Origin of the sequence: Mesorhizobium sp. B2-1-3 (assembly GCF_006442495.1) — a bacterium.
Taxonomy (GTDB): Bacteria; Pseudomonadota; Alphaproteobacteria; order Rhizobiales; family Rhizobiaceae; genus Mesorhizobium.
Map to the genome: position 1 here is coordinate 78,663 of NZ_VFWL01000012.1, position 25,695 is coordinate 104,357.

General features: G+C 62.1%; 22 protein-coding genes and 1 pseudogene. 10 read left to right on the plus strand and 13 right to left on the minus strand.

Features of this window, described 5'->3' with window-relative positions; all coding sequences use genetic code 11:
• Nucleotides 1-134 precede the first annotated feature (134 nt).
• From tssI to FJ973_RS20100, 10 genes and pseudogenes are all read left to right on the plus strand, one after another.
• Nucleotides 135-2,462, plus strand: coding sequence for a type VI secretion system tip protein TssI/VgrG (tssI, locus tag FJ973_RS20055; protein WP_140557353.1), 2,328 nt, complete (start codon nt 135-137; stop codon nt 2,460-2,462).
• A gap of 7 nt (nt 2,463-2,469) precedes the next feature.
• Entirely contained in the window at nt 2,470-2,895 is a 426-nt protein-coding gene (locus FJ973_RS20060) for a DUF6484 domain-containing protein (RefSeq protein WP_140557457.1), read from the plus strand.
• 10 nt (nt 2,896-2,905) lie between these two features.
• Entirely contained in the window at nt 2,906-4,069 is a 1,164-nt protein-coding gene (locus FJ973_RS20065) for a hypothetical protein (protein ID WP_140557355.1), read from the plus strand.
• Nucleotides 4,070-4,537: 468 nt separating this feature from the next.
• Nucleotides 4,538-5,044: pseudogene (locus tag FJ973_RS20070) on the plus strand (hypothetical protein); the annotation flags it as partial.
• Entirely contained in the window at nt 5,041-5,562 is a 522-nt protein-coding gene (tagF, locus tag FJ973_RS20075) for a type VI secretion system-associated protein TagF (RefSeq protein WP_140557358.1), read from the plus strand. The pseudogene FJ973_RS20070 and the gene tagF (FJ973_RS20075), both read left to right, overlap by 4 nt.
• A gap of 30 nt (nt 5,563-5,592) precedes the next feature.
• Nucleotides 5,593-6,417 (plus strand): DUF4150 domain-containing protein, encoded by an 825-nt coding sequence (locus tag FJ973_RS20080; protein ID WP_224619175.1) that lies wholly within the window; start codon nt 5,593-5,595, stop codon nt 6,415-6,417.
• Nucleotides 6,418-6,429: 12 nt separating this feature from the next.
• Complete coding sequence (locus FJ973_RS20085; protein ID WP_140557361.1) at nt 6,430-6,864, plus strand: hypothetical protein; 435 nt, start codon at nt 6,430-6,432, stop codon at nt 6,862-6,864.
• A gap of 1 nt (nt 6,865) precedes the next feature.
• Complete coding sequence (locus FJ973_RS20090; protein ID WP_140557363.1) at nt 6,866-7,357, plus strand: hypothetical protein; 492 nt, start codon at nt 6,866-6,868, stop codon at nt 7,355-7,357.
• A gap of 3 nt (nt 7,358-7,360) precedes the next feature.
• Nucleotides 7,361-8,446: a DUF2169 domain-containing protein gene (locus FJ973_RS20095; protein WP_140557364.1), complete on the plus strand. Its 1,086-nt coding sequence runs from the start codon at nt 7,361-7,363 to the stop codon at nt 8,444-8,446.
• The gene (locus FJ973_RS20100; protein WP_140557366.1) at nt 8,434-9,483 is read left to right on the plus strand and encodes a hypothetical protein; all 1,050 of its coding nucleotides are present in this window, start codon (nt 8,434-8,436) and stop codon (nt 9,481-9,483) included. The genes FJ973_RS20095 and FJ973_RS20100 overlap by 13 nt, the downstream gene beginning before the upstream one ends.
• Before the next feature lie 136 nt (nt 9,484-9,619).
• Here the strand turns inward: FJ973_RS20100 and tagF (FJ973_RS20105) are convergent, their stop codons facing one another.
• Genes tagF (FJ973_RS20105) through tssA form a run of 13 tightly spaced genes read right to left on the minus strand, consistent with a single transcriptional unit; the run spans nt 9,620 to nt 25,680 of the window.
• Nucleotides 9,620-10,144 (minus strand): type VI secretion system-associated protein TagF, encoded by a 525-nt coding sequence (tagF, locus tag FJ973_RS20105; protein ID WP_181170931.1) that lies wholly within the window; start codon nt 10,142-10,144, stop codon nt 9,620-9,622.
• A complete protein-coding gene (gene tssM, locus FJ973_RS20110; RefSeq protein WP_140557369.1) occupies nt 10,141-13,677 on the minus strand; it encodes a type VI secretion system membrane subunit TssM in 3,537 nt (1,178 codons plus the stop codon). The genes tagF (FJ973_RS20105) and tssM overlap by 4 nt, the downstream gene beginning before the upstream one ends.
• Before the next feature lies 1 nt (nt 13,678).
• On the minus strand, nt 13,679-15,001 hold the full coding sequence (icmH, locus tag FJ973_RS20115; RefSeq protein ID WP_140557371.1) for a type IVB secretion system protein IcmH/DotU: 1,323 nt from the start codon (nt 14,999-15,001) through the stop codon (nt 13,679-13,681).
• Between the two features lie 4 nt (nt 15,002-15,005).
• Nucleotides 15,006-16,340, minus strand: a complete 1,335-nt coding sequence (gene tssK, locus FJ973_RS20120) for a type VI secretion system baseplate subunit TssK (RefSeq protein ID WP_140557372.1) — start codon at nt 16,338-16,340, stop codon at nt 15,006-15,008.
• A gap of 38 nt (nt 16,341-16,378) precedes the next feature.
• Nucleotides 16,379-16,831: a type VI secretion system lipoprotein TssJ gene (tssJ, locus tag FJ973_RS20125; protein WP_140498291.1), complete on the minus strand. Its 453-nt coding sequence runs from the start codon at nt 16,829-16,831 to the stop codon at nt 16,379-16,381.
• 3 nt (nt 16,832-16,834) lie between these two features.
• Complete coding sequence (tagH, locus tag FJ973_RS20130; protein WP_140515106.1) at nt 16,835-18,307, minus strand: type VI secretion system-associated FHA domain protein TagH; 1,473 nt, start codon at nt 18,305-18,307, stop codon at nt 16,835-16,837.
• Nucleotides 18,304-19,371, minus strand: a complete 1,068-nt coding sequence (gene tssG, locus FJ973_RS20135; RefSeq protein ID WP_140557374.1) for a type VI secretion system baseplate subunit TssG — start codon at nt 19,369-19,371, stop codon at nt 18,304-18,306. Before tssG ends, tagH begins: the two co-directional genes overlap by 4 nt.
• Complete coding sequence (gene tssF / locus FJ973_RS20140) at nt 19,335-21,209, minus strand: type VI secretion system baseplate subunit TssF (protein ID WP_140557375.1); 1,875 nt, start codon at nt 21,207-21,209, stop codon at nt 19,335-19,337. The genes tssG and tssF overlap by 37 nt, the downstream gene beginning before the upstream one ends.
• A 1-nt stretch (nt 21,210) precedes the next feature.
• Nucleotides 21,211-21,966, minus strand: a complete 756-nt coding sequence (gene tssE / locus FJ973_RS20145) for a type VI secretion system baseplate subunit TssE (RefSeq protein ID WP_140498535.1) — start codon at nt 21,964-21,966, stop codon at nt 21,211-21,213.
• Nucleotides 21,953-22,408 (minus strand): Hcp family type VI secretion system effector, encoded by a 456-nt coding sequence (locus tag FJ973_RS20150; RefSeq protein WP_115143971.1) that lies wholly within the window; start codon nt 22,406-22,408, stop codon nt 21,953-21,955. The genes tssE and FJ973_RS20150 overlap by 14 nt, the downstream gene beginning before the upstream one ends.
• A gap of 45 nt (nt 22,409-22,453) precedes the next feature.
• Nucleotides 22,454-23,959 carry a type VI secretion system contractile sheath large subunit gene (gene tssC / locus FJ973_RS20155; RefSeq protein ID WP_140498288.1) on the minus strand — a complete coding sequence of 502 codons (1,506 nt, stop codon included), beginning with the start codon at nt 23,957-23,959 and terminating at the stop codon, nt 22,454-22,456.
• A 3-nt stretch (nt 23,960-23,962) separates the two neighbouring features.
• A complete protein-coding gene (gene tssB, locus FJ973_RS20160) occupies nt 23,963-24,502 on the minus strand; it encodes a type VI secretion system contractile sheath small subunit (protein ID WP_140498287.1) in 540 nt (179 codons plus the stop codon).
• 5 nt (nt 24,503-24,507) lie between these two features.
• Nucleotides 24,508-25,680, minus strand: a complete 1,173-nt coding sequence (gene tssA / locus FJ973_RS20165; protein WP_140557377.1) for a type VI secretion system protein TssA — start codon at nt 25,678-25,680, stop codon at nt 24,508-24,510.
• Between the last annotated feature and the right edge of the window lie 15 nt (nt 25,681-25,695).

Consider the following 25,695-nt stretch of genomic DNA (forward strand, 5'->3'; position numbering starts at 1 on the left):
ATGTGGTAGGCTAATATGGCCTGGCGTGGCGGATTGGAAAGTTCCTGAACGTAACACCGCTGATAACACCGTTAATATAGCGGGAACAACAAATCCATCACACTGGCGGCCGCGTCCAGGAGGGGGCTCGACCCATGCCGAATGAACGTGCCACCGTTGTCCGCACACCGGTTGGCTCCGACTTGTTGACCTTCACGCATCTTATCGGACGCGATGAGATCAGCCGTTGCTTTGCCTACACGGTCGGGTTCGTGAGCACAGACTCCGATATCGACCCGTTGAAGATGCTGGGCGGGCCTGTCTCGATCGAAGGTGAATCCGATCCAAAGCGCTGGCTCAGTGGAATCGTGTCGGAGTTTCGGCTCACCCGCATGGAGGACCGGCTAGCCTACTACGAGGCCGTCATGAGGCCGTGGCTCTGGTTTCTCGGCAACACCACAGATTGCTATATTTTCCAGAACAAGAGCGTCGTTGACATCGTCAAGGATATCTTCAAGAAATACGGTATCTCCGAATTCGATCTACGCCTGCAAGGGTCCTATCCGGCGCGTGAATATTGCGTGCAATACGACGAGACCGATCTGGACTTTGTGCAGCGGCTGCTGGAGCACGAAGGTATCTTCTATTTCTTCGAGCACGATGACGGCAAGCATACGCTTGTCCTGGCCGATGCGATGAGCAAGCTGAAGCCTGCGCCGGGCTACGAGAAAGTGCTCTATAACTTTGAAGGTCAGGGCTCCCGGCGCGACGTCGAATACATCACCGAATGGATACCGGGCAGCTCGGTGCGCCCAGGCGCTTATGCCCACACCGATTATGATTTCAAGAAGCCGGGCGCCGACCTGATGGCCAAGTCGGCCCAGCCGTTCAGTCACAAACTGTCCGCGGGTGAGAACTACCGCCAGCCGGGCGCGCATCTCGAAGTAAGCCGGGGCGACAGCCTGGCTTCGATCCGGCGCGAGGAGATCCAGGCCTTGCACCAGCGCATCGCCGCGGCCGGCACCGTGCGCGGCTTGTATTCCGGCTGCACGTTCAAGCTGGACGGTTTTCCGCGCGAAGACCAGAACCAGGAATATCTGGTGGTCAGCGCCGAATACAGGCTGTTCGACCCCGGCTATAGAGCCCAGGCCGACGTCGAAAGCGAGAGTTTCAAAGTGGTCCTCGGTGTGGCGCCGACAGCCTTGCCCTATCGCCCGCCGCGGACCACGCCACGACCGATCATGCGCGGCCCGCAGACGGCGACGGTGGTCGGTCCATCCGGCGAGGAGATATTCACCGACAAATATGCGCGGGTGAAGGTCCAGTTTCATTGGGACCGCGTCGGCAAGAAGGACCAGAACAGTTCCTGTTTCGTACGGGTGTCGCAGAGTTGGGCCGGCAGTGGCTGGGGGTTCATCCAGATACCGCGCATCGGCCAGGAGGTCATCGTCGACTTCATCGAAGGCGACCCGGACCTGCCGATCATCACCGGCCGGGTCTACAATGCCTCGCAGATGCCGCCCTACGGCCTGCCTGGCAACGCCACACAATCGGGCTGGAAGTCGGATTCTTCCAAAGGCGGTGGCGGCTACAACGAACTGATGTTCGAGGATAAGGCCGGCTCCGAACTGGTCAATTTCCAGGCGCAGAAGGATCACAACCTTCTGATCAAGCATGACCGCACAAAGCTGGTCCAGCACGATCAGTCCGACCGCATTGACCACGACGCCAAACACTCCGTCGGCCACAACCTCGACGAGGACGTCGGCAACAACAAGACGGTCAAGATCGGCGTCGACCAGACCACCAACATCGGCTCGAACGACACCGAGACAGTGGGCGCCAACCGCTCGCTGACAGTCATGGCCAACGAGACCATTCATGTCGTGTCGAACTCGACGGAGAACATCGACGCCAATCATTCTCAGACCGTGGGGATTGTCCAGACCGTTACCGTGAAGGCGGCGCGTTTCGACACCGTCGGCGCCGCGGAGACCCGCTCTGTCGGCGGGGCACAGATGAACACCATCGGTGTTACACGGTCGGTCACTGTCGGCGCGGCGCAGAGCCACGATATCGGCGCGTCGGATAGCTGGGACATCGCGGCGGCGCAGAGCGTCAATGTTGGCGCCGACCAGAGTTTCGCTGTTGGCGGCGCACAGTCTTCCCAGATAGGCAAGGCACGAGCAGCCAAGATCGGCGCAGATGATGCCACTGACATCGGTGGAGCGCATGCTCTCAAGGTCGGCAAGGGCAGCGGTATCGAGATTGCCGAAGACAGTTTGATCAAGGTGGGCAAGAATTTGGTGATCGAAGCCGGCGACTCCATCACGCTCAAATGCGGCGACGCGTCGATCACGATGAAAAAGGACGGTACTATTGTTGCCGACGGCAAGGACATTACGATCAAGGGCAGCGGCAAGATCAACATTAAGGCCGGTGGCGACGTGGTCGTCAAAGGAAGCAACATCCACAACAATTGAGGGCATCATCATGCAAGTGCTGGATCGTATCGACGGCGTCGTGATCGGCCTGCTGATTGGTTTCGCAGACGGGGCGCCGCTAGTTGTCTTCGTTGGCAATCCACGTGAGACAGCAATTGCGGCGCGCAGTCTGACCGAGCTGGACACTTCGTCGATCGGGTCGGAACTGGCGTTGCTTTTTGAAGGTGGCGACCCGATGCGGCCGCTGGTCGTCGGACGTATCGTCGATCCAGCTCACAAGGAGAGGAAACTGTCAGTTGTCCGCGAAGGCGACCGTGTCGTCATCAGCGGAGAAGAACGGATAGAACTGCGCTGCGGCCTGGCATCGATTATCCTAGAGAAGGATGGGCGCATCACAATTCGCGGCAACCAACTGACGAGCCACGCAAGCGGCACCAACCGCATCCGTGGCGGAGCCATCCATCTCAACTGAGGCGTTCACGATGCAGCGGATCGCGTCTATCGCTGCCATGGTGGACCAGCACGCCAGCGACGCTGCTTTCCTCTGGTCCCGTCGACGACGTGAAATCGATGGTCCGATCCTGGGCGAAACCGATATCGGCCGTATCGACCAGCGCCTGAATGCAAATCTCGAAGGGCTAATGGCTTCCGGAAAGGCCGGCTGGGAGGCGGCTCAGGCGCATTTCGCCGACTACGCCGAGCCCGGCGAGCTTTTCGTGCTCTGCGTGCTGGCGTTGCATTGGGGCGAGGCCGAAACAGTTACCTCGGTGGTCGACGCCGCGGGAACGCTGGGCGAGGATGGCGCGTCGGGCCTGTCCGGCGCGATAGCGCGTACGCCGCGCGAAAATCTGAGTTCGTTCGTGGCGGAATGGCTGGACGCGCGCGATGCGCGGCTGCGCGGCCTCGGCCTCGCGGCACTCTGGCATCATCGCGTCGATCCCGGTACCCGCCTTGGCGATTTGCTGGGCGATCCGGACTCGAATATTCGCAGGCGTGCATTTCGGCTTGCCGGCGGGCTCAAGCGGCGCGACGTCCTTCCGACGGTGCTGGGAGGACTCGAGGGCCACACGTCGAAGGAACGCCTGATCGCCGCACTTGCGGCTTGCCTTCTTGGTCAAGCGCGCTCGGCTCACCCGGTGCTTGACCAGATCGTACTGGCAGAGCCGGCCCTCGCGCCTGCAGCGATCGAGATGCGCCTTTTGACGACGCCCCTGAAGGCCGGCAAGGGCTGGCTGCAGGACCGTCTGAAGCAGCCTGCCTTGCGCGCCACTGCGACAGCGGCAATCGGCCTCTTTGGCGACCGGTCGGTCATGCCGTGGCTGATCGCCAAGATGCGTGAGCCAGAGCTTGTCTTCGCCGCCGGGCTGGCGTTGCGCGATCTGTTCGAGGTAGATCTCAATGATACCGACCTGTTCACGACAGACGCGGCCGCGCTCGGCAAGGAATTTGAATCCCTGACCGCCAGCCCGCTTCCGGTCGCCGATCGCGTGTCCGCGTGGTGGGACGGGGGATGCGGCGGGAGCAATCACGAGACCTTCCATTCGATGCGCAGGCTTCGGCTGGACGCAATACGCGCCGCACTCGCCAATCCGGATACACCCCTAATCGATTGGCGCCGGACGCGCCGGTTCCCGGCCTGGATGTGAACGAACAACGCGCGAGTTCAGCGGTCGGCCCCAGAGCATAGTCGTTCACAAAACGTCAGCCGCCACCATCAGCGCCATCGCCCCTTCGGTAGCGCCGTTGCCGGTGGTCTTCTGCTTGATCCCGTGGCGCTTGGCAGCGCCCTCAGCCTCTCTTGACCGTGCTGTATCGCTCGACGGGCCGCCTCTGTCGTCGAGGCGCTCCCAGGCAGAATGTGGCCCATAGCGCTTCCTTTGACTAAGGATGCACCATCAAGGCCTGGGATCAAAAATATAGCTGTTCGTTCAGGCGCATAGGGGATGGTCCTCCTCCGGTATGCAGGGGAGCAAGTGATGGCACCTCCTGGAACAATAATTCACCTTTCGCGCCAAAAATTTGTTATTATTGTTATGATATAGGCCCTCTGGGCGGTGTTGGGGGACATGACCGACTCTTTTCCATTGGTGCGCGCTGCGGAAGCCGAGGATTTGGCGGCGCTGGATCACGCGGTCTTTGCCGGCGGCTGTTTCGACAACGCCAAGACCTCGGCCGCCGCGTTGTCGAAAGATATACTGAAGCTCTATTACGCGCAGTGGGACAGTTTCCTGCCCGACGTCAAGCTGGCCCGGTTGACCGCCCTTTCGGCTCATAGGGAAAACCTCAAGGATCTGTTGAGCGCAGACTCCGCCCTCACGTGGTTGGTGACGGCAATCGTGTGCAAAACCGAACTGATGCGCTGCAATGACGAACCAGCGCCCGCTTGCGACAACAAGGCCGTCGACGGCTCGCCGGTTATGATGGTGAGCGACACGGGCAGTTGGGCGTGGCTGCGAATGCTGCGGACGGCGCGGTTCACCGCGACATCACTCGCGGATGTCTACAGCCTGCGGGTAGGGGCAGTAGGCTATTACGGGGACTTGACGCTCAAGGCGTCAAGTATCGACTACCCCTACAATTTGCAAATGTTCAAGAAGTTCTCCTGTCCGGCGCAGATATGACGACAGGTTTTTTCGGCAAGATCCCCTCGACAGGTGACTTTATCACCTGGAATTTGCCGCGCGTCCTCACCGACCGCTGGGACCGCTGGATGTCGATTGAACTGCGTGACAGGCCCGATACGGGCGAGCTCAATCCGCGCATATGGCGCTTCTCGGTCCGTGCGGGCATCTTTGGCGACCAGCCAAATGCGGGCGTCTGGCGCATGAGCGAAGACAGGGCCGGCCGGCGCTATCCGTTTGCGATCGTTCGACTCGGCCCACCGCCGGAGGCTACCGACCGATGGTTTGATGAAATGGCGCGGCTGATCGCGGGATGCGTCGACGATTTCTGGCCGCCGTCGCGGCTACAGCAGCGCATCGTGGAACTGCCGCCGCCGGGCTATGGCGCGTCGCCGGAACGCATAGCCTTCTGGACGGACGACTGGGAAGTGAGGGAACTGGCTTTTGCCGACATCTACGACCTCGCCGACAATGGTCTGATTGCCATGCGTCAGGCGTCCACGCCAGCCGAGGCCTAAGGCATGCCCTGCACGGTGTTCGCGGAAAACATGGGGTGGTTCCACAAGGGCAGCAACGGCCAGGCGATCGCGCCGGGTGACGTCTGCTTGACGCCGCCCCCGCCACCCGCGGGGCCGGTTCCGGTGCCTTATGTCAACATGGCGTTCGCCAAGGACCTGATCAAGGGAAGCAAGAGCGTCAAAGCGGATGGCGGCAATCCGACGGCACTGGAAAACGTTTCCGAGTGCTCGATGTCCACCGGCAATGAACCGGCGACGCCAGGTCTCGGCGCGGGCGTGGTGACGCACAAGATCAAGGGCAAGGCCAGTTTCACATTGTGGTCGTTCACGGTGAAGGTAGAAGGCAAGGGCGTTTGCCGGCACGGCGATCCTGTGCTGCAGAACACCATGTGCACTCCGCCGAATTGCACGACCCTTGGCGCATTAACGACGCTCAGGGCCGAGTTGGGTGACCTGTACAACACGCCTTGCCCGAAGAACAAACCCTATAGTCAGGCCTGCCGGCCGGGCCGCTCGGCCGAGCAGCGCGACGCGGTCAATGGCAAGCCTTGCTGGGAATGCAAGGGCAAGAGGGCAACCGGCACCGCCCCATTCCATCGGGAAAAGAGGGGGAGGAGGAAGAGCAAGAAGCAATGGACCAAGAATGAGGACGGCTCATGGGAAAAGAAGGAGTATCGCACCCACGACCACCAGCCCCCGCTGAACGAGGCATGGGACAAGGGCGGCTGCCATCTCGGAGTGGAAAAATTCAAGGAGATGATGCGCAAGGCGAAGTTCGCCCGACCGCATTGTGAAGAGCACTACATGAGCCAGGGCTCGAAGGTTAAGGCGAAGGTAGCCAGGAGCAGGAGATGAGAGGCACAATCGATGAACGCGCGATACGACGATCTCCAGGCTGAATATGTCGCCGATCTCCGCAAGATTGTGCCGCCCGTGATGACCTGGTGGAGGGAACGCGCTGGGCGCGGTCCTGAAAAAATGCAGGACGCAAAATCCCTCAACGCGTTCGAACAACGATGGCCGATGGGTCCCGTTGCGCATCCCAGAGTGCTTGAGGTCGTCCGGATCTATTACCTGCGCATCCTCGAACTGAACCGCGAGAACGAAACAAACAAGCAGCCGGACGCCGCGCCGGAGGAGGGCGATTGGGGGTCCGATGACGACTCAGATGACGTAGACTTTGCGCTCCCGGTCGATTTGCTGGTCAACGACCTCAAGACCGCGGCTCCTGATCTCTTTGAGATCATGAGCTTTCTCGTCTTCGTTCCGGTCGGCCTGTCTCCAGGCGGGGAGTATTGCTGACATGGCGTTCAAGGTCGTCCACAACATCGAAAAAGGCGTAAGGCAGCTTTTGAACGCGCCCAACGATCTCGCGGGCCAGGTGCCGGACCAGGGCAAAGCCAAGCCGATTGCCGAAGCGACCGAGCAGCACAGGGAAATGTACGCAGAGTACATCGCCAACTTCGAGGTTGCGTACAAGGTCGCGGACAACTGGTGGCAGGGCAACGTGCAGGCTTTGGTTGAGGAAGGTTATGACCACGACGAGGCGGTTGACCTGGCATTCGACAAGCGTCTGGCCGGTCCAGCATCGGCGCCCGAAGTCGTCTGGTTCTTTCGCAACTACTGGCTCGAATTCGACGAGGTCAACCGCTCGTTGCCCGCGGCCGATCGCGTACCCCCGCAGGTCGCGATGCTGCAATGGCTGGTCGAGGAAAAGCACGAGGATTATGTGCAATTGATAACGTGTATGCCGTACTGGCCGATCGGTCTTGACGAGAACGGCAACTGGACGTGACCCATGTCGTTCGATGTCGAGGTCGAGAACCGAACACCATTCAGCGCCATGACCCATGTCCAGCATGACGCGGACGGCCAGGAGGTGCTCGTCGCAATGTTTTCGGCGAGCTTCGAGGCGCCAGAACGGGACGCCAGGCTGGACATTGCGGCGGCTCAGTTGCCCGTGATCCTCGGAGATGTGCCGCGTGGCGTGCCGGGCCTATCGTCAAACCGTTATGACGCCGACATCGCCCCGCGAAAGCCGGCTTCCGAGATCGTCGTCAACGGCACCGCCTATTCGCCGAAGGGCAAGCCGGCGCATGAGATGCAGGTCGGCTTTCGCGTCAACGGCCTGCAGAAGGTGCTACATGTGATCGGGGACCGCATCTACGACGCGGGCGCTTACAGTGAGCCGCACCCTTTCCGAACCATGCCGGTCATTTATGAACGCGCCTTTGGCGGCATGACTACCGCCGCAGCCGATGCCGAAAACCCAGTCGGCATCGGCTTTCGCCATGCTGTCTCGGCCGACCCGTCCGTCAGGACACATGCGCCCAACATCACCTATCCGGACCAGATGTTCCGCGGCCCGCAGGATCGGCCGAGGGCCGCAGGCTTCGGGCCGATTGGCAGGAATTGGCGGCAGCGCCTCCAATATGCGGGCACCTACGACCAGGCCTGGATCGACAACCAGTGGCCCTTACCGCCCAAGGATTTCGATCTGCGGCACCACATGAGCACGCCCCCCGACCAGCACCTGCCGCGCATCGTCGGCGGCGAAGACGTGCGGCTCATCGGTCTGACGCCGTCCGGCTGCTGGGATTTCCGGATGCCGCGTGTCATCGCGCCGATCCGCCTGCTCTTCGCCGACCGGGTCGAGGAGCGCGAGTTTGTGGCCGACACGGCCATCATCGAGCCGGACCTCTGGCGCATCACCCTGAAATCGCGCATCGCGCTCCTCACCCGCCGCAACGCGCCCGCGCTGCGTGCAATCGTTTTCGGCCAAGTCACGCCCGCGCTGCTCGCGGCGAAGCGCAAGCGCAAGCAGTATTTCAGCCACTATGGCGGCAACGGGACATTGCGTGACCGGCCGTTATGGCAACCGTGAAGGCGCCGGTCTACCTCGCGGGCGCGGGCGCGGTCACGGCCGCCGGGTTGAACGCGCGCCAGACACTGGCGGCCATTCGCGCTGGCCTGTCGGCATTCAATGAAATCGTGGTCGAGCCATTCCCCGCTACCCAGATCGCCGCACGCGTACCGACGACCTGGAAACTGCGCAAAACCGATGGTGAGTGGCTGGTGAACATGGCCGTTCGGGCCATCATGGAAGCACTCCGTTCGGGGCCGTTCGCGGCGGCGGCGACGGCGCTCGTCATTTCGCCGCCTGAGAGCTTTCGCAGCCATCCGGCTTTTGCGACCGTACCGTTTGTCGATTTTCTGCCTGCCGTGATGCTAGGTTGCGGCGGCAGCTTCCATCCGGCGTCGATCGCGGTGGATGGCGGCGCGGCGGCCAGTGTCAGCCTGCTTGAACGCGCGTCAGACTTGTTCAGCAGGCCGGGTGTCGAACAGATCATCCTGGGCGGGGTCGACAGTTTCCTCAACGACGTCGACCTGGACCGACTGCGGCAAAGCGGGCGCCTGAAGTCGTCGGACGGCGCTCAGGGTCTGGTCCCCGGCGAAGCGGCGGCCTTCGTCAGGCTGACTAGCGCGCCGGAGGGTAATGGCGCAGTTGATCCCGCTGTCGTCAATATCGGCGTCGCGCGCGAGGAAGACAGTGTCCTCTCCGACCGTTTCAGTCAGGGCCGTGCCATGCTGAGCGCGTTGCGCGCGGCGGTTGCGAGCAACGGGCCGAAGGAATCCGACATTTCCTTTGTCGTCAGCAATTCCAACGGCGAGCGTCATCGCGCACTCGAGCAACTGGTTGTGCACCCGCGCTTCTATCGCACGCTGCGAGAATTGACCCCGACGGCGTATCCGGCGATGACCGTCGGCGAGGTTGGTGCTGCGGCAGGTGCGCTGGCGTTGATGCTGGCGGCGGACGGCATGCGACAAAACTATGCGCCGGGGTCTGCAGCGATGCTCGAGATAGCGTCCGAAACAGGCCTGAGGACGGCAGCCGTGGTCGCGGGAATGCGCCGGCGTTGAGGCCGGAAGGGGCGTGAGCGCCGCCGTTGGCGGAAGAGGGCTGAGACAGATGTCACGTCGCCTGGCGCAATGCCCTTGCCACCACTTCCCCTATGAAAGAAGCCCATGCTCTCAGCGAAGGCAGTAAAGCCCATCGTCAGACATCCTCGATTGCGGGCTTGGTGGCGCGCAGCTTCGGCAAGGCGTTGTCGGCGAGGTCGTGGATATCAGCGAAGCTAAACTCGATGACGTCGAAGTCATCGCACCAGAACGTTATGGCGGAAGCGTCGCCCGTGCTCGTCTCTCTCAGCAAGGCCAGCGTCTCTGCTAGCTTGGTGGTTGACCAGTTTCCTTCCACAGCGCCGTTAAGGCAGGCGGCGATTTCGTCAAACCATCTGGCGGTAGGCTCCGGTGGCGGTCCAAGCCGCACAATGGCAAAGGGGTATCGGCGCCCGACACGGTCCTCGCTCATGCGCCATGCGCCGGCGCAGGGCAGGTCACCAAAAATACCGGGCTGCATGGTAAAGCGCCAGACACGCGAGTCCAACTCACCTTCATCCGGCCGCGCCAGCAATTCCATCGACATCCAGCGGTCCCAGCGGTCGATAAAAGTCCGCGGCAGGTTCCAAGCGACGAAATCCCCCGTCGCCGGGATCTTGCCGTAGAAGCCGGGCTCGTTCATATCTGCGCGGGACATGTGAACTTCTTGAACATTTCGAGGTTGTAGGGGTTTTCGACGCTGGCGGCCTTGAGCTCGAAATCGGCGTACATGCCTTTCGTGCCCAGGCGCAGACTGTAGACATCCGAAAGCGAGGTTCCGGTGAATCGGCCGCTGCGCAACATCCTCAGCCATGCCCAGCTGCCGGTCTCGTTGAGCATGATTTCGGGCGATCCGTCGATCGGCTGGAAGGCGAGCGAAATGACCCCGGTGCCGTCCTTGCCGGGCCAGGTCATCGGTTGCGGCCGCGTTGCGTTGTTGTAGTAGACGAGGCTCTGGCCATCGAGATTGAGCGTGACGCGCGTGAGGTTGGGAGACAGATCCTTCGGTTCGAGCGTGAAGCTCATCACCGGTCCGGCACCCCCGGGGAAAAGATCGTCGCGGATGTGCCTGGCCTGCTCGAACGCCGCCAGCGCCGAAGGGTCGAGGCCGAAATCGGCGCGCCACTTCCAAGGCTCGCCGGTCGTGTCGACATAACTGATCAGGTGGTCGTTGATGAAACCGTCGATCAGCCCGGCCGGCCCGAACAGGCGGGCGAAATCGCGCACGTTGACGTCGACCGCACTGGCTTCGCTGAAGGGATAGCGATTGTTCAGCGCCGCTTGGCAGAAAGGCAGTATGTCGGCCCGCCAGATGGCGTTGAGTTCCGAAGTGACCGCCTTCTGGGTCAAATTGCTGGTGTCGCCGGCTATCCCGCCCAACCAGCTGTTGATGGGATCGGGCAGGATCTGGGCCTGCCTTGCCACCGCGCCCGTCAGTTCGGCAAGGCCTCCCTGTTTCTTGATGGCATCCTGTGGATTGGGGTTCGCGGTGACCGTTTGCAGGACGTTGGAAAGCGCGGTCAGTGCGACAACGGCAGCATCCAGCGCCGGTGGCTGGCCGTCGACCTCTGCGATGGTGCTCTTCAGCGGTTTGAAATGTTCGGCCACCAGATTGCCGGTCAGGTCAACCTCGCTGGCGGATCCGGCGCGGGGAAGTAGTTTCGCACCCGATGTCGCCAGTTTGCCCAGCTTGCCAAGCTTGCCGAGCAGTTTCGAAGCGCCCTTGGCTGCCGCCTTGTCGTCGGCAGGCGCTTCGTCGGAACGGGTCAGTTCTGTCTCCTGGACGACCGCCGTAAGCAGCCGCTTCAGCGCTGAATCAGCACTCGAGAGATCTTTCAGATTTTCGCCGGCGACATTGAGATCGGTCAATGATGCAAGCCTCATGTCGCGCAGGAAGCTGTCCCATTGCGCGATGTAGTCGTCGTAGTAGAGCTTCAGAATATCCTCGGACAGCGCCGAGACGGATGTCTCGGCATTTTCCGAGCAACCGCCGGCGAAAACCGCACGATCGAGCGCCGCCTGGGCGGCGACATCGTCGATGCGGTCGAGAATGACGTCGTGAAAGCCGGAATAGGTGAAAGCGCCCGAAATGCCGACGCGTAGTGTCTTGCCCGAACGCCGTGCAAACACCTTGCCGCCGTTTGGGCCGGCGAAATTGGCCGGTATCCACTCCTTCAGCCCGGCCACTGCCGGATCGGCCAACAACTGCTTGTAGCCACGCGCCGGCAACGAAATCGTGCAGACCGTTTTCAGAGCTTCGGCAACCAGGGCCTGGTCCGGCGCGACATAGCTTTCGTCGACCGTCATCCGGCGGATCGCGGCAAGCTGATGCTCTTCGGCGTCGGCTGTCGGAAATGGCGCCGCGGCCGCGAATTCGGGCAGACTGTTCACCCACCAGTTCTGGGCGTAGTCTGGATCCATCTGCGACAGGCCCGTCATCATGCGATAAGTCTTGAGCGCACCGAGCATGAAGTCGGGATCGCGGATCTGGCGCCACATCGTCGCCTCGAGCAGGGCCACCATCCGGGGCTCGAGCACGTTGCGGAGGGCGTGGTCATAAGTGTCGGCCTGTGCCCTGACCAGTTCCGCCGAGGCCGATGGGCCAAGCAGATCGTGGGCAGCGCCCGGCGGTGCTGTCCGGGCATTTGCGACCGCGTCCATCGCCTCGAGCGCGCCGTCCATGGCAGGCCGCTCCACCGATGCCGGGGTTGCGGCAGCGGAGGTCAGCGGCGTTTGCAGCGCTTCGAACTGGCCTGCCTGCGCCGAGATCGCATGGCGGTTGTCAAAATAGGACCAGGTGAACAGGCCGCCTGCCAGCAACGCCGCCGCAGCGCATGCGGCAGCGGCGCCGCGCCAGATCCAGGCTCGGCGGCGTTGCGCCAGTGGGTCAAATGTACCGAGGCCTGCTTCCTTGAAGATGACTTCAGTGAGGAGGTTCTTCAGGAAGAAGCTGCGTTTCTCGACCCGAGATGCGGGCAGGGCGCGCCGCGGTGGAAGACCGAAGGAGGAAGACAGCGCGGCGGTCAGCCGGTCGATAGGCGCCCCTTCCTGCGTCGCCGATGTCAGGTAGAGGCCGCGCAGCCAGGCAGCCTCCTCATACCGGCTTTCGCCGAACATGGCTTCGACCAGCACCTGAATCGGTTCGGACAAGCTTGTCAGTTGGGCGGGAAACCTGAAGATTTCGGCACGGGCGGCGAGTTTGTCCTCGTCCTCCAGGCGCGTCACCAGGCGCCGCTCGAGTTCGGTCGCCAGCGTCGCGATTTCTCGTTCGATGGTCTTGCCATCCACGCGCGCATCCAGCGCGAACGTCGTCCCCCACACCTGTTCGCGCGAGGCGGTCGACAGGCCGCCGAAGAAGGGCTCGAAGCCCTTGATCAGGTCGGCCTTGGTCAGCATCAGATAGACCGGCAGGCGGATTTCAAGCCGGTCGTTGAGCTCGGCCAACCGGCGGCGGATCTTGCGCCCGTGCGCCTTGATGGCCTCGTCGCCCTCGGAAAGGACGTCGATCGAAAGCGCGACGATCACGCCGTTCAGCGCACGGCGGCCGCGATGTTTCTTCAAGAGGTCGAGGAAACCGAGCCATTCGGCCGCGTCGACATCCGGCTGGCTCTCCTGCTGGACATAGCGGCCGGCGGTGTCGATTAGAACCGCGTTTTCGGAAAAGAACCAGTCGCAGTTGCGCGTGCCACCGACCCCCTGCAAGTCGTCTGTGAGGTCGATCGGAAAATTCAGTCCGGACTGCCGCAAGGCGGTGGTCTTGCCGGTGGCCGGCGGCCCGACGATCACATACCAAGGCATCTCGCGCAGGAACTTGCGCCCGCCCAGCTTGCGGCGCCTCAGTTCGGTCATCACCTCGGCGAACTTGGCGCCCACGGCGGCGACGTTCTCTTCGCCTGGGCTGAGCGGCTTTTCCACCGCTGGCGCGGCAATCTCGGCGACGAACATGCGGTTGGCGCGGATCGCCCGGCGCTGGGCAACGATCAGCCAGACCAGCCAGAAGATGACCAGCAGCGCGATGATGACGATGCGCACATTTTCGGAGGCGAAGGGGTCGTAGGGACCAACCCTGACGATCGGACCGAAGATCCAGATAACCAGGGATAGCAGCGTCAGGCCGATCAGCGTCCACAGCCAGCGCGATGTCAGGACCGCCCAGAGGAAGCGCAGGATGAACATCTCACAGCCTCTTTTCGACGAGCACCTCGACGCGGCGATTCAAGGCTCGCCCCTCGCGCGTGCTGTCGCTGGCCACAGGATCGGTGGCAGCCCGGCCCTCCGAATGGACGCGATCCTGCGGCACTCCGTTTTGAACCAGCATGTCGGCAATCGTCCGGGCGCGAGCCTCGGATAGTCGCTGGTTGGTCGACAGCGGGTTGGTCTTTTGCAAAGGAACGCTGTCAGTATGACCGACCACCGTGATGTTTCCGATCAGCTCCTGATTGGCGAGGATCACCTTGGCGATCGAACCAATCAAGGGTTCGAAACCATCGGTCAGTTGTGGCCGCGATGACTGGAATAGCTCGGGGTTGGAGGCCTGGATGATCAGCTTGGCCAGTGAAACGCTCTCGGTGCCGCTGAGAGCAGATTTGAGCTCGGCCGGCGCCCCCGCCTGGAATTCCGGCAACAGCGCGAAATCCACTTTTTCCGGTGGCGGGGCGTCGACTTTGGGCGACGCGCGGGTGATGTCGCCGCGGGCAGGCGGTGGCAGGGCACGAACAAGTGCGGAAAGCTCGACCGCTTGGCTGCTCAGTCCCATCGACAGCCCGATATGGATCGCCGCGGCTGCAACCGCAGCACCGAGCGCCATGACCCAGATCGGCACGATGAAGCGCTGCGGCTGGTCGGAGGCGATGACACCTTTCCAGTTTGGCGCTAAAGGCGCGCTTTCGGCGTCGGCATTGCGCAGGAAGCGGGCCGCCGCCACGCGAACCGCATTGAGCGAGCGGTCGCCTGAGCGGCCGGGCACGCGATATTTGCCACGGAAGCCGAGCGCCAGGCAATGGTACTGCAGTTCGAGCAATTCTCGGTCCCGGTTAGGATGTCGTTCCAGTTCGTCGAGTCGCGTGAAGAATTGCGTGCCGGCATCGACATCGCCGCGCAGCATGACGACGAGCGGCTGCCGCGGCCAGGCACTGGCCCCGCCCCAAGGCGTGTTCAGGGCCAGATCGTCGAGCAACGCAGCCACCACCCAAGCTGCCTGGTCGGCTCGCTCCATCGAGGACCCCGTCGACATAGCCGTGTCGCGTGCCCGAACCAGTTCTTCGAGCAAACGGGTGCGCAAGACTTCCGGATTGTCTGGCGGCATTGCGCTTTCGAGCTCGGGAGCGAACTCGAGCAAGGGCGCAAAGGCGTTGACAAGCGCGTTCGGGTGGGTGCGAGAGCGTTTTACCAGTGCGCCCGGCGAAAGTGGCGCCATGGGCCTTGGCATCGGCGCGCCGCTCAATCGTATGCGAGTGCGTTCGCGATCCTCCGACAGTCCGAAAGGATCATCGCGGCTCATGATCTCACCTGTTCACCGAATAGCAGTCCACCTGCGGCTCGCTTGGCAACACGCCCGAAACACCGATGACGAAGCCTGGTGCGTCGAGCAGCGAGGCCCAGTGTTCGCTTTTCTGATCCAATTCGAGGCACAGTCGATCGCCGTCGTAGGGGATTTCGCGTGGCTGGGAATGAAGCGGTTTTAGCGGAATGCCGGGCAAGCGCGATTTCCACAGGCCCTCGAACTCGTCGGCCGAGCCGACGGTCGCCTGATTGACGAAGATCTTGCGCAAGGCATCCTCCGACAGCTCCGAGCCGACCCGGATGACGATGCGGCTGGCCACCAACAGCTTTGGGTTGTCGATGCGAATTTTCCAGACATTGGTCGAGTGCCGCATGACAGGCAGCGCACGCGATTTCGGCTCGATGTAACGAAGGCTGAGAATGAGCGAGCGCAGCGCATCCGCCAGCGCCGAATAGGCAGGGCCGGGCGCCATGTGATCGTAAGCGGGCAACTCGCCCAGCCGCCGCGCGCTCGATCCGTAAGTTGCCATCGAACCGGCGAGCCCGGCAAGTTCCAGGTAAAGCTCGGCCGGATGGAAGACATCCTGCGCCAGCATGTGAGCCAATCGCGGACGCGCCGCATTGGCGAGATTGAGCATCAACAGATCTTCGACGCTGCGCCCAGGCCCGCCCATGACCATCTTGCCATGCGCCTCGGCGATCTGGTCGAGGCCGGTGACAACTTCCAGAAGCAATTGCCGATACCAGGCCACCGCGCCGGTAGCCAGTGCCGGTGGCAGGAAGGTCTTGTCCAGAGAGACGCCGCCATCGGCTCGAACTCCGTTGAGGTCGGCTATCGGCAAGGCGGTGTAGCCACCAACCGACTTGCCAGGTGCAAGCAGCAGCGCCTGCGGACGGGCGATTTCGATTTCTTCAGGATCCGAACCGCCCTGGACAGCATCGCGCACCGAAACAATCCGCCCATGATATCGCGCTCCAGAGGCGGCGGCGTGTGCCGGATCGAAGCCGACACCACCGGGAGGCTCCAGCGGCAAGGCGACCAGCACTGGCCCTGCGCTCGTCTCGGGGGTGACCGGCAGCGGGCGCGGTGCGTCCATCAAATCCGGAATGGAAAAAGGTGTCCCATCCGGGAAGATGCCCCGGGCCGACAGGATCGCGACCTGGCCGGCTTCCAGCAATGCCTGGTCCAGCGTCAGCTGTCGAAAGCCGAACGTATGCAGTTGTCCGGCCTGCAACGCGCCGCGCACCGTCGCCTCGAAGAAACGATCCTGCTGCTGGAAATGCTGGGTTCGCAGGAAAAGTCCTTCGGACCATAGCACCCTGTTTGCATCGCTCATGCCGCTACTCTCTGCATTGAGCTCCCTTACCTTGGCTGCTAGGCGGAGATGCCGCCGCTGCCCAACGTGACATTGATGGTGAACTTTGATCCCGGCGACACCGACTTGGTTGTCCGCCAGTTCCTGCCGCCAGGTTCGCGGATCAGTGCAACGAAGCCCAGAGCCGTCGCGTCCGGCTCGACAGTGATGGTCTTGGATGCGGATTTTCCGGGCCCGACGGCGATCTGGTCGGAACCGATAAGATCTCCTGCGAGTGCGCTGCCGGCATCCCCCTGCAGCGCAAAATAGTCGGCGGAATTGAATTTGCCGGTGCTTTTTAACCGCATCACGAGAACCGTCACCGGCCGGTCGCCGCCACCTGGCCCCGGATTCATGCCGGCCCCGCCGGTCACGTTGACGGTGATCACCGACGGCTTTGGCGGACCGCTCTGGCACGCTGCAACCAGCCCGGTCGCGCCCAGGGCAATCATCAATTCACGTCGGTCGATCATGGCTTACTCCTCCTCATATGCATCTCGAAAATCAGTGCCGATTTCGCCAAGGAAGCTTTTTTCCGCGCTTTCGGCGATTTCGCGATGGCGTTTTTGATAGAGCTCCCACAGCTTGGCGCCGCGCCCGCCCGAAAGCAGGGTGCCGATCGCCGAATTCGATTTCAGCTCGTCCTCGATCGCTGCGGGATCGAAACGATCGATCATCCGTCGCAAAGCGGCCTGTATGCCTCGCCAAGCGCGCACGTGATGTTGCGCGAGATCGCGAACTGCATCGGCGATGGCCGCCTCCCCGGCGAGAAATCCGGGGCTGCGCTCGGCGATCAGCGTCACGATGGCGTCGTCGACCGACGGCAGAAATTTGAGCGGATTGACTTCGGAGGCACCGACCATTGTCTGGGCGACGCGAGCATTTCCTTTCTCCTCGGCCCGCTTGCGCAGAAGCTGCATCAGCCCTTCCATCATCAGCCGGTATTCGCGGCCGAACTTCTCCATTTCCACGATGCTGTCGCGCCCGGGGAAATCGGCTTCCTCGACGCCCATGCCGCGCAAGAAGGCGGCGCGGAGCGCCATCTCGGCGGGCTGCGCGCTTGCCGGCGGGCGGGCAGGTTTGGAAGCAGCACCCATGCGCGCTGGAGGCAGGACATCGGCCGGTTGCGCGGGAATATCCCAGGGATTGGCGGATGGTGGCCGTTGGGCAATGCGCTCGCGCTGGCCGGTCGAGGCCGAGTTATTTGTCGAACTGGGCGAGGAGACCGGTCCGAAACCAAAATCATCGTTGAAGTCGGACAGCTTTCCCGCTGCGGATTCAGCTCCGTGGCTGGGAGGGGGGGGCCGGTCGAGGCTGAATGGATCCGCCCGACTGCCCACCCCGCCCTGCTCGACATAAACGGCGGCGTTTTTCGACACCGGCGTTGAAACCGGATCGAGGCTGAACGGGTCGTCGAAAGCAGGCGAGTTGCGCTGGCCGGAGGACGCGCGCTCGAACGCCCCTGGGATCGGCTGCTCGAATGGGTTCGGCAGATCAGCAGGTCGAGGCCGTTGCGGCGCTTCTTCGACCTTGGCGGAAAAGAAGTCATCGCGGCCGATGCTTACCGGCGCCCGCGATGCCGCTGGCAGACGTTCTGGTACCGGCTGGATGACTGCGGGCGCTTGAGCGGCCGCGATCTGCAGGTCGACACAGACGACGTAATCGCCCAGCCTGAGCCGCATGCCGCTTTGAAGGCGTGCGGACTTGCCTGGACCAAGCGGGCTATCGGAATCGTTTATGAACAAACCGCTGCTCGATGTGTCGGTGACGAAATATCCATCTCGCCCGCCAGAGATTTTGCAGTGAGCGCGTGAAACGAACATGTCGGGATCATCGATCTGCCAGCCTGCATCGGCGCTGCGGCCGATCACCAGCTCACCTTCGTCCAGGCGAGTTTGCCGCACCGCCTGGGTGCGTGGCCCTTGCTCTAGCGTTAGCAGCAGACTCATGCCGCGCCCCCCGCCATTTCCGGCCGCCATCCGACGATTGTGCGCAGCCGCATATCATCAGCATCTCCCCTTTCAGCGGGTCGCGCAAGCCAGGCGGTTCGGCCGAGCTGCACCGCTCCAATACGGGGCGGCGGCACTGCTTCACGCGCAAGCACGATACGCAGATCGACATCGAGAGATTCTCCGACCATGTCGCGAACCGCGTGCTGGAACAGTTTGAGCCGCTGGCTGCCCGGCAGGAATGTCTTGAAATCATCATACTTCAAAGGGCCGACCCGCAGTTCGATCCTGCTTTGGCGGGTGAAAACGCGTGGGCCGATCGTCGCCCCCCGACCGAGCACAGCAAAGGATTTTGCGAGGCGGGTCTGGAGGCCTGCTGGTATGATTGTCCAGGCGGCGACGAATTCCTTGATCTTTACCGGCACCTTGAAGGCTTCCGCCAGGAACAGTGTCAGTCGTTCCGGACCCTCGACCTGGCTGGCGAGCGAAGCCGCCTGGCGAAGCTTCACCATGTCGAGATCGATGTTTCGGGTGCCGGGAAGTCCGATACCGGCCATGGCCGCAAGCATGGCGCGAACCCGGCCACCGACCGCGCGTTCAACCTGAACGGCCGGATTCGCATCCGCCCACGCCCGATAGTAAAGGGCGATCATGCGGTGCTGCAGAATGTTGACGAAATCGACGAAAGTAGTGTCGCTGGTCAGCTGTGCGTTGGCCCCGGCGAACCACCGCTGCGACAGCCGGTCGAGCACCCAGCGCGTCAGATGCAGCGGCATTGGACCCTCGGGGCCCAAGAGACCCAGATTTGCAATCGTGACCCGGGCCGGCTTGCCGTTGTCGGCTTCGCGGAAATGGACCAGGTCCCTGGCCGAGAAGGCGAGGCGCACATGCTGGCCAAGCCTTGCCGGCTCACGGTCGGGACGGCCGGAATGGCCGAACACGGCATTTTGCTGTTCGAGACGGCGCAGCAATTCGAAAAAGTCGAACCCTTCGGACAGACCTTCAGCGGGGTTTGGGCTGGGCTTGTCTAGATCAGGGAGCGATTGCCGGGCGTCATCGGCCATGGCACATCCTCCTGCTTCTGCAGCAGCCGCGTGCGGGTCCGCACGAAACCGTTTATTCCGGCATATCGGGCGAACAGCCGCGCCAGCAAAGCCGAAAGCAGCAAAGTGCTTTGGCCAGCCAGGATGGATTCATCGACATGCAACGTAACCTCGGTGCCGCGTCCGAAGCACATCGGCCCCTCGATCTGAAGCCGCTCCACGACCGGCCGCGAGTCGATGCGGGCGATCGAATGTACATTGCGAGCCAGGCTGGGATCGCCTCGGTCGGCATAGATATCGAGAAGCGCATGCAACGGGTCGACGCCGCGGCCCTCCTTGGCAAGGCTGAGGAAGTTAAGCATGAGCTGTGCCACCAGCCGCCAGGCGAGATCGTCGGCGCGCGATTCACCCTCGGCCCCTGTGGGCAGTGCTGCGGGGATCGCCGGCTGCGGTGGACGCAGGGCTCCAAGGAGCCTGACGATTTCGACCGGGTCGCCGGCCTCAAGCGTCAATGTGGGATTGTCATCGAGGATCGGCAGGTCACGATTGGTGCACAGTGCTACGACGTCGAGACGCTTCAGAGGTCGGTACGCCGGGCTAGCGAGCGGTCGCGATACGGCCAGGAAAACGTCGTCGCCGGTGTATGACGTGCGCGTTAGACCGTCGCGCCGTTCGTCTTCGGTCGCGCGCCGAGGGCGCCGCTCGGTTGAGTAGACCCACCCACTGCCGCTGTTCTGCCCCAGGCTGAACAGTTCCGGAATTTCGGCGTCGTTGCCTTCGGTGTCGGCGTCCTCAACACGAATGATCCGATAGATTTCAAAGTCGCGCGCCCGCGTGCGGTCTGCATGCAAAACCTGGCGTGTCTTACGCGCATCGATCTCGACGACGTTGCACTCACGTTCGAAAAGATTGATGATCGGCGTTGCGAAAAGTTCGAAGTCGGCCGATGTCAGATCGGCCAACTCTGGCACCGGACGCCTGAATTGGAAGACGATCTCAAGCCCTCCGTCGCATCGACGCACGACAGGCTGTAGCCCCGAAACCCGCACATAGTGGAAGCGCTCGGGCATTATGAAGTATTCTCGCAGGAGGCGATATCCTTCGAATGTCGGGCGGGTACGCGGCATCAAGGCTTCGTCGTCGCTGATGCCAACCATTTCGGGCGCTGGCAAGGGCGACAACGGGTTGGTCTTGCCCTCAGCGCGTGCGCCAACGGTTGAGCAAGTGCCGAAGATCGCGTCGAATAGCAGCGGCGCCTTGGTTCGCCCGGCAAAATAAATATCGAGCCGGTCGAGCGTCAATTCGTGGAGCTTGCCTTTTCCGGTCGGGGCCAGCGTGATGCGGAGCGCCGCCTCGCCGCGCACACCGCCGACCGTGGCCATCCCGGCCGCCGCCAACGCGCTGCGGTCCTGAAAATAGCTGACCGAAGTGATTGCTATCGGCCACAGGGTCGTCTCTTGCGCGGTCGAGAAAGTGCAGCGCGTCGAAAGGCCGGGCCGCAGGCTGGAAACCAGCCGGGTGTTGCGCCTGACGACGTGGCCGTCGAGCATGGTCTGGACCTGCTGGCCTGGTTTGAGCACCACCATCGCCGTTGCCGGCGCCGGGGTGACCAGATCGGGATAAAGAACGTCGAGCACACTGCGCGAAAATCGCGAACGCTCGGCGTCGACCTTTAGCCGGGTGCGCGCCGCGAGGAAAGCCACGCCATCCAGCAGCCGCTCAACATAGGGGTCCGGACAGGGGACCGTGTCGAGGGAAAGGTTGCGCGCGACCGCTGGATGCATATCGGCAAATTCGGCCGCAAGGCCGCGGATGTGGGTCAACTCCTCCTCGTAATATTCGACGAAGACCCGATCCATCTCAGGCGTCCCTGATTTCGGTCCGCGCCGCGCCGTTATCGAGATTGATCGTAGTGCGCAGGCGCATGCGTTCCGGTGTCGGGGTTATGATCAGCACACCGTCAATCTCGATCTTGAGGCCCGCGGTCTTGTCGCCAAGCGTCACTGTGACCTTTGTTGCGCTTTCCTTGAGGCGGGGCTCGAAGGTGGCGAGCACCGCACGGATCTCACGCGCCAGCACATCGCGATCAAAGTCGCGCGAAGACCTGCCCGAGAAGGAGGGGACGCCGTAATTGACCACGCTCCGGCGCACCTCCGGGAAATCTGCGAGCGACGGTGGGTTGTCCGATACCTGTTCATTTTCCAGATCGGACAGGAGCGGCGTGGCCTCGAAGCGCTCGGTATTGAAGAGCGCCTCGACGTCACGCCGTACTGCTTCTCTGAGCACGCGGGCTGACACCACAACGCCGCGACTTTCGATCTCGACCCGATGCTGGGTCTGAAAGGCCAATCGATGCAGACGCCGTTTTTGCTCGGCTGTGAGTTCGGCATCAGCGTCGATGGCCCGCGCGCTGGCGCCAACGAGGGCGTCGACACGGTCGGCGCCAAGCTCGTCGAGCAAGACATGGCGCAGCCCGTCTATCTCCGAGGTCAGACCAGGCAGGTCATTGACGAGGCGATCCCAAAGCGACGGCTGGACGGCCTCGCTTTTTGCCCGCAAGCTGCCGGTACTGTGCTGCTTGCCAGCGTCGGGTCGCCGACCCTCACTTGCCGACATAGACATCCATTTCGGCTTCATCATTGCCGTCATAGACGAACTTGATCTTCTTGTAGGCGAAGCTGACCTCTTCCTGGATCAGGTCTTCCTCATCCTCGGCCTGCGACATGTCGTATTCCATGATCGAGGCGTCGGTGAGGGTGACGACCAGATAATCCTTAGTCTCGCCATCGATCGTCCGACGTGCCGAGAACACCACTTCATCGAGGGCCTTGTTCTCGAACAAGGCTTTCTTGAGATAAGGCGAAGATTTGTCGTAGTGTTTGATGAACTTGATCATGCCCATGGACACGCGCCCCCGACGTGAGAGCGAATTCGGGTCATAGGGTGCGACCATCTTGTAGTCGACGCCATGGATTTCGATCTCATCATCGTGGCCGTCGCGGGTGCTGGGGCCCTTGATATCGGGAACCTTCAGAAAACCATCAATCTTTACTGGCATTGTCTCTCTCCACCATTGTCAAAAAAAAGATTGTTGTTGCTGCAATCAAGTCTTAACGGACGGCAGTTCCGACACCAGTCGAAGCGAGGCATTGATGCCCTCCAACTGGTAATGCGGGCGCAGATAGAAGCGGGCGTTGTAGTAGCCCGGCCGCCCCTCCACGCTGTCCACTTGGACCTCGGCGGCGGCGAGCGGGCGCTTGGCGCGCGCCTTGTCGTCGGCAAAGGCCGGGTTGGCCAGCACGTAGCGGTTGATCCACTCGGTCAACCAGATCTGCATGTCGGAGCGTTCCTTAAACGACCCGACCTTGTCTCGCGCTATGGCTTTGAGATAGTGCGCAAAGCGCGAAACCGGGAACAAGTAGGGCAGGTTGGCGCTCAGCCGCTCATTAGACTGCGCATCGGGGTCCACCAGTCGGCCGGCGCGCGTTTCGTCGTCCTGTAACGAATGGGCACCGATGAAAGCCGCAAGATCCGTGTTCTTCCGGTGCAGGATCGGCATCAGGCCAAGCTTGGCGAGTTCCGCCTCACGCCGGTCATCAATGGCGACTTCCGTGGGGCATTTCATCGCTATCGACCCATCATCGGTCGGGAAGCTGTGCACCGGCAAATTAAGCACCGTTCCGCCGTTCTCGACGCCGCGGATCTGGGTACCCCAGCCAAACAGCTTGTGGCTGCGGTTGATGTTGACGCCCATCGGGAAGGCGGCGTTCATCCAGACATACTTGTTGTGATCGCCCTGCACCTCTTCCTCGAAGGTGAAGCCCTTCACCGGAACGGTGTCCGTGCCATATGGCAGCCGGGCCAGGACGCGGGGCATGGTCAGCCCGATGTAGCGAGCATCCTCGCTTTCGCGCAGCGACTGCCAGGAGGCATAGGCCGGGTTGGAAACGATCTGCTGCAAATCCTGAGGGTTCGGCAATTCCTGCCAGCTATCCATACGAAACAGTCGAGGCGAGGCGGCCGCGATAAAAGGCGTGTGCGCAGAAGCGCAGATGCCGGAGATGTTGCGTAGCAGACCGACATCGCGCGGGTGGTTGGAAAATTCGTAGGCGCCGATCACGCAGCCGATCGGCTCACCGCCAAGCATCGAATATTCGTCTGTGTAGACTTTCTTGAAGATCGGACTCTGATCCCACATCTGGCCTTCGTAGTCTTCGAGCGTGTCGGCCAGCTGCTCCTTGGAGATGTTCATCACCCGGATTTTAAGCTTCTGGTCGGTCTCGGTGTTGTTGACGAGGTACCACAGGCCGCGCCATGTGCCTTCCATTTCGCGCACTTCCGGTGCGTGCAGGATCTCGTTGACCTGAGCCGTCAGCATCTTGTCGATACCGGCGATCAGCGACTTGATCGACTTGATGGCATTGGACGAGATGGTTGTGGTGTCGGAACGGGACTGCGCTGCGAGCGCGAGATTGCGCACGAGTTGCTGCAGCTTCTCGCTGTCGTCTTTCTTGACCTTGAAATCCTTCTCGAGGAGTCCACTGAATTCTCCAAGGTCTATGGCTTCAGCCTCGGCGGCGAGGGTGGCGGTCTTTTGCTGTTCGGCCATGGTTTATTCTCCCGCCTTGTCGTCGTCAGTCAGCGCCTGGCTGGCGATCTTGCCAAGAAGTGGCTCGTTGTTCAGCAACTGCGCGATACGCTTTTCGGCGTCTACGCGGCCATCCATGAAGCCCAGCAATTCCTCGAGCTGACGACGCATCTTGAGGATCTCGGCCAGTTGCGGAACCTGCTCGGCGATCTTGTCGGGGGCGAAATCGCCCATTTTGGTGAAGGTGAGATCGAGCGCCAGTTCCTCGTCGCGCTCTTGGCCTTCGGCCTGCGGCAGCGTGTTCTTCACCCGCGCTTTGACGCGGGGTCCGAGCGCCTCCATGAACTTGGGGAAGCGGTTCGCGTCGGTCTCGACGAAGGAGCGGTCCAGAACCGACTTTGACGCTTCCTTGGTTTGCGAAGCACCGGAAAGGTCGGCCATCACGCCCATGACAAACGGCAGTTCGATCGTCGTCGGGCTGCCGTAGGTTTCCACGTCATAGGCGATCTGCACCCGTGGCGCGCGATTTCGTTCGATGACCTTGGCTTTGCTTTCGGCTGGCATGTGTCTTACCTTTCATCTTTCTGTGCCGTCTTCTTGACATCGGGAACGCCGGCAAGAAGCCGAAATTCCTTCAGTCCCGACGGGGCGAGATCTTCCATCAGTTCAACGAAATCCATATGCACCATTCGGCGCACGCGCCGCGCCAGGTGCGGGATCGGGCTGGACGGTTCGGTGCTGTCATAGAAGGCGACGACGAGATCGAGGCATTTGACGACATCGTCGCGCGAGGAGATCCGGTCGGGCAGGCCGCTGTCGCCGGATTCTGCGTAGCTTGCCACGCTTGCCATCGTATCGGCTCCATCGCCGTTGCGAACACGTGCTGCCGGTTCTGCTGGCGTCGCGACCGGCTTTGCGAGGCCGTTCGCGGCAGTGGCACCGGTCGCGTTTCGTTCGAGGGTCGTCAGCAGACGCTGCAGAAACCGCTTTAACTCGGGAAGCGTGGCGCCAGCGCCTTCGAGGCGGGAGTTAAAGGCGGCTTCGACGCTCTCGAGAGCGGCGATCGCGGCGCGGGCGTCGGCTATGAGCAACGTCATTTCTGGCCCGGCCTGATCAATCAGCGCCGCGCATGCGCTGCGCACCCGGTTCACCAGTTGGCTGTGCTCGCTTGCCAGCTTCGCCTTCTCGGCCGCATTCAGTCCCGAAGCAGCCTCCTGCAGCATGACCCGCTCGTCAAGCGAACCCTTCTCCAGATCCGCGCCCAGGATCGGCCCAATGGCGCGCGGCGCAAAGAATGTCATTTTCCGCAAATCTTTGAGTAGACCGTCCTGGCCGTTCTGAAGGTCGGTAAGCGCATTGATGCGGCGCAAGGCTGCTTCGCGCGGCGTGGCACCGGACCGCAGGGCCGGATGCATGGTCGTCCAATGCTGATCGACAGTTTGCGCGATGAGGGTCAGGCCGGCAGCCAGGCCGGCCAACCGATGCTCGTTGGCCAGTCCACGCGTAACAATGACGAGAAGGCGCAGGTCACGGCCGTGAGACCGCAGCTCTTCAGCCCTGGTAAGCACGGTAGGCCAGTCTATCGGAACGTCGACTTCAGTGTTTTTGCTGCCTTGGAACTCGACTTTCTTCTGCTGTTCCGTCAGTCGCTCCAGCTCATGAAAGGCCGGGTCGTTGCGCAAATCCTCCCCTGACGGATTTTCACCGTCGAGCGGAGTAAGCCAAAGTGCGACATCAATCACACAGACCCCCAGCGA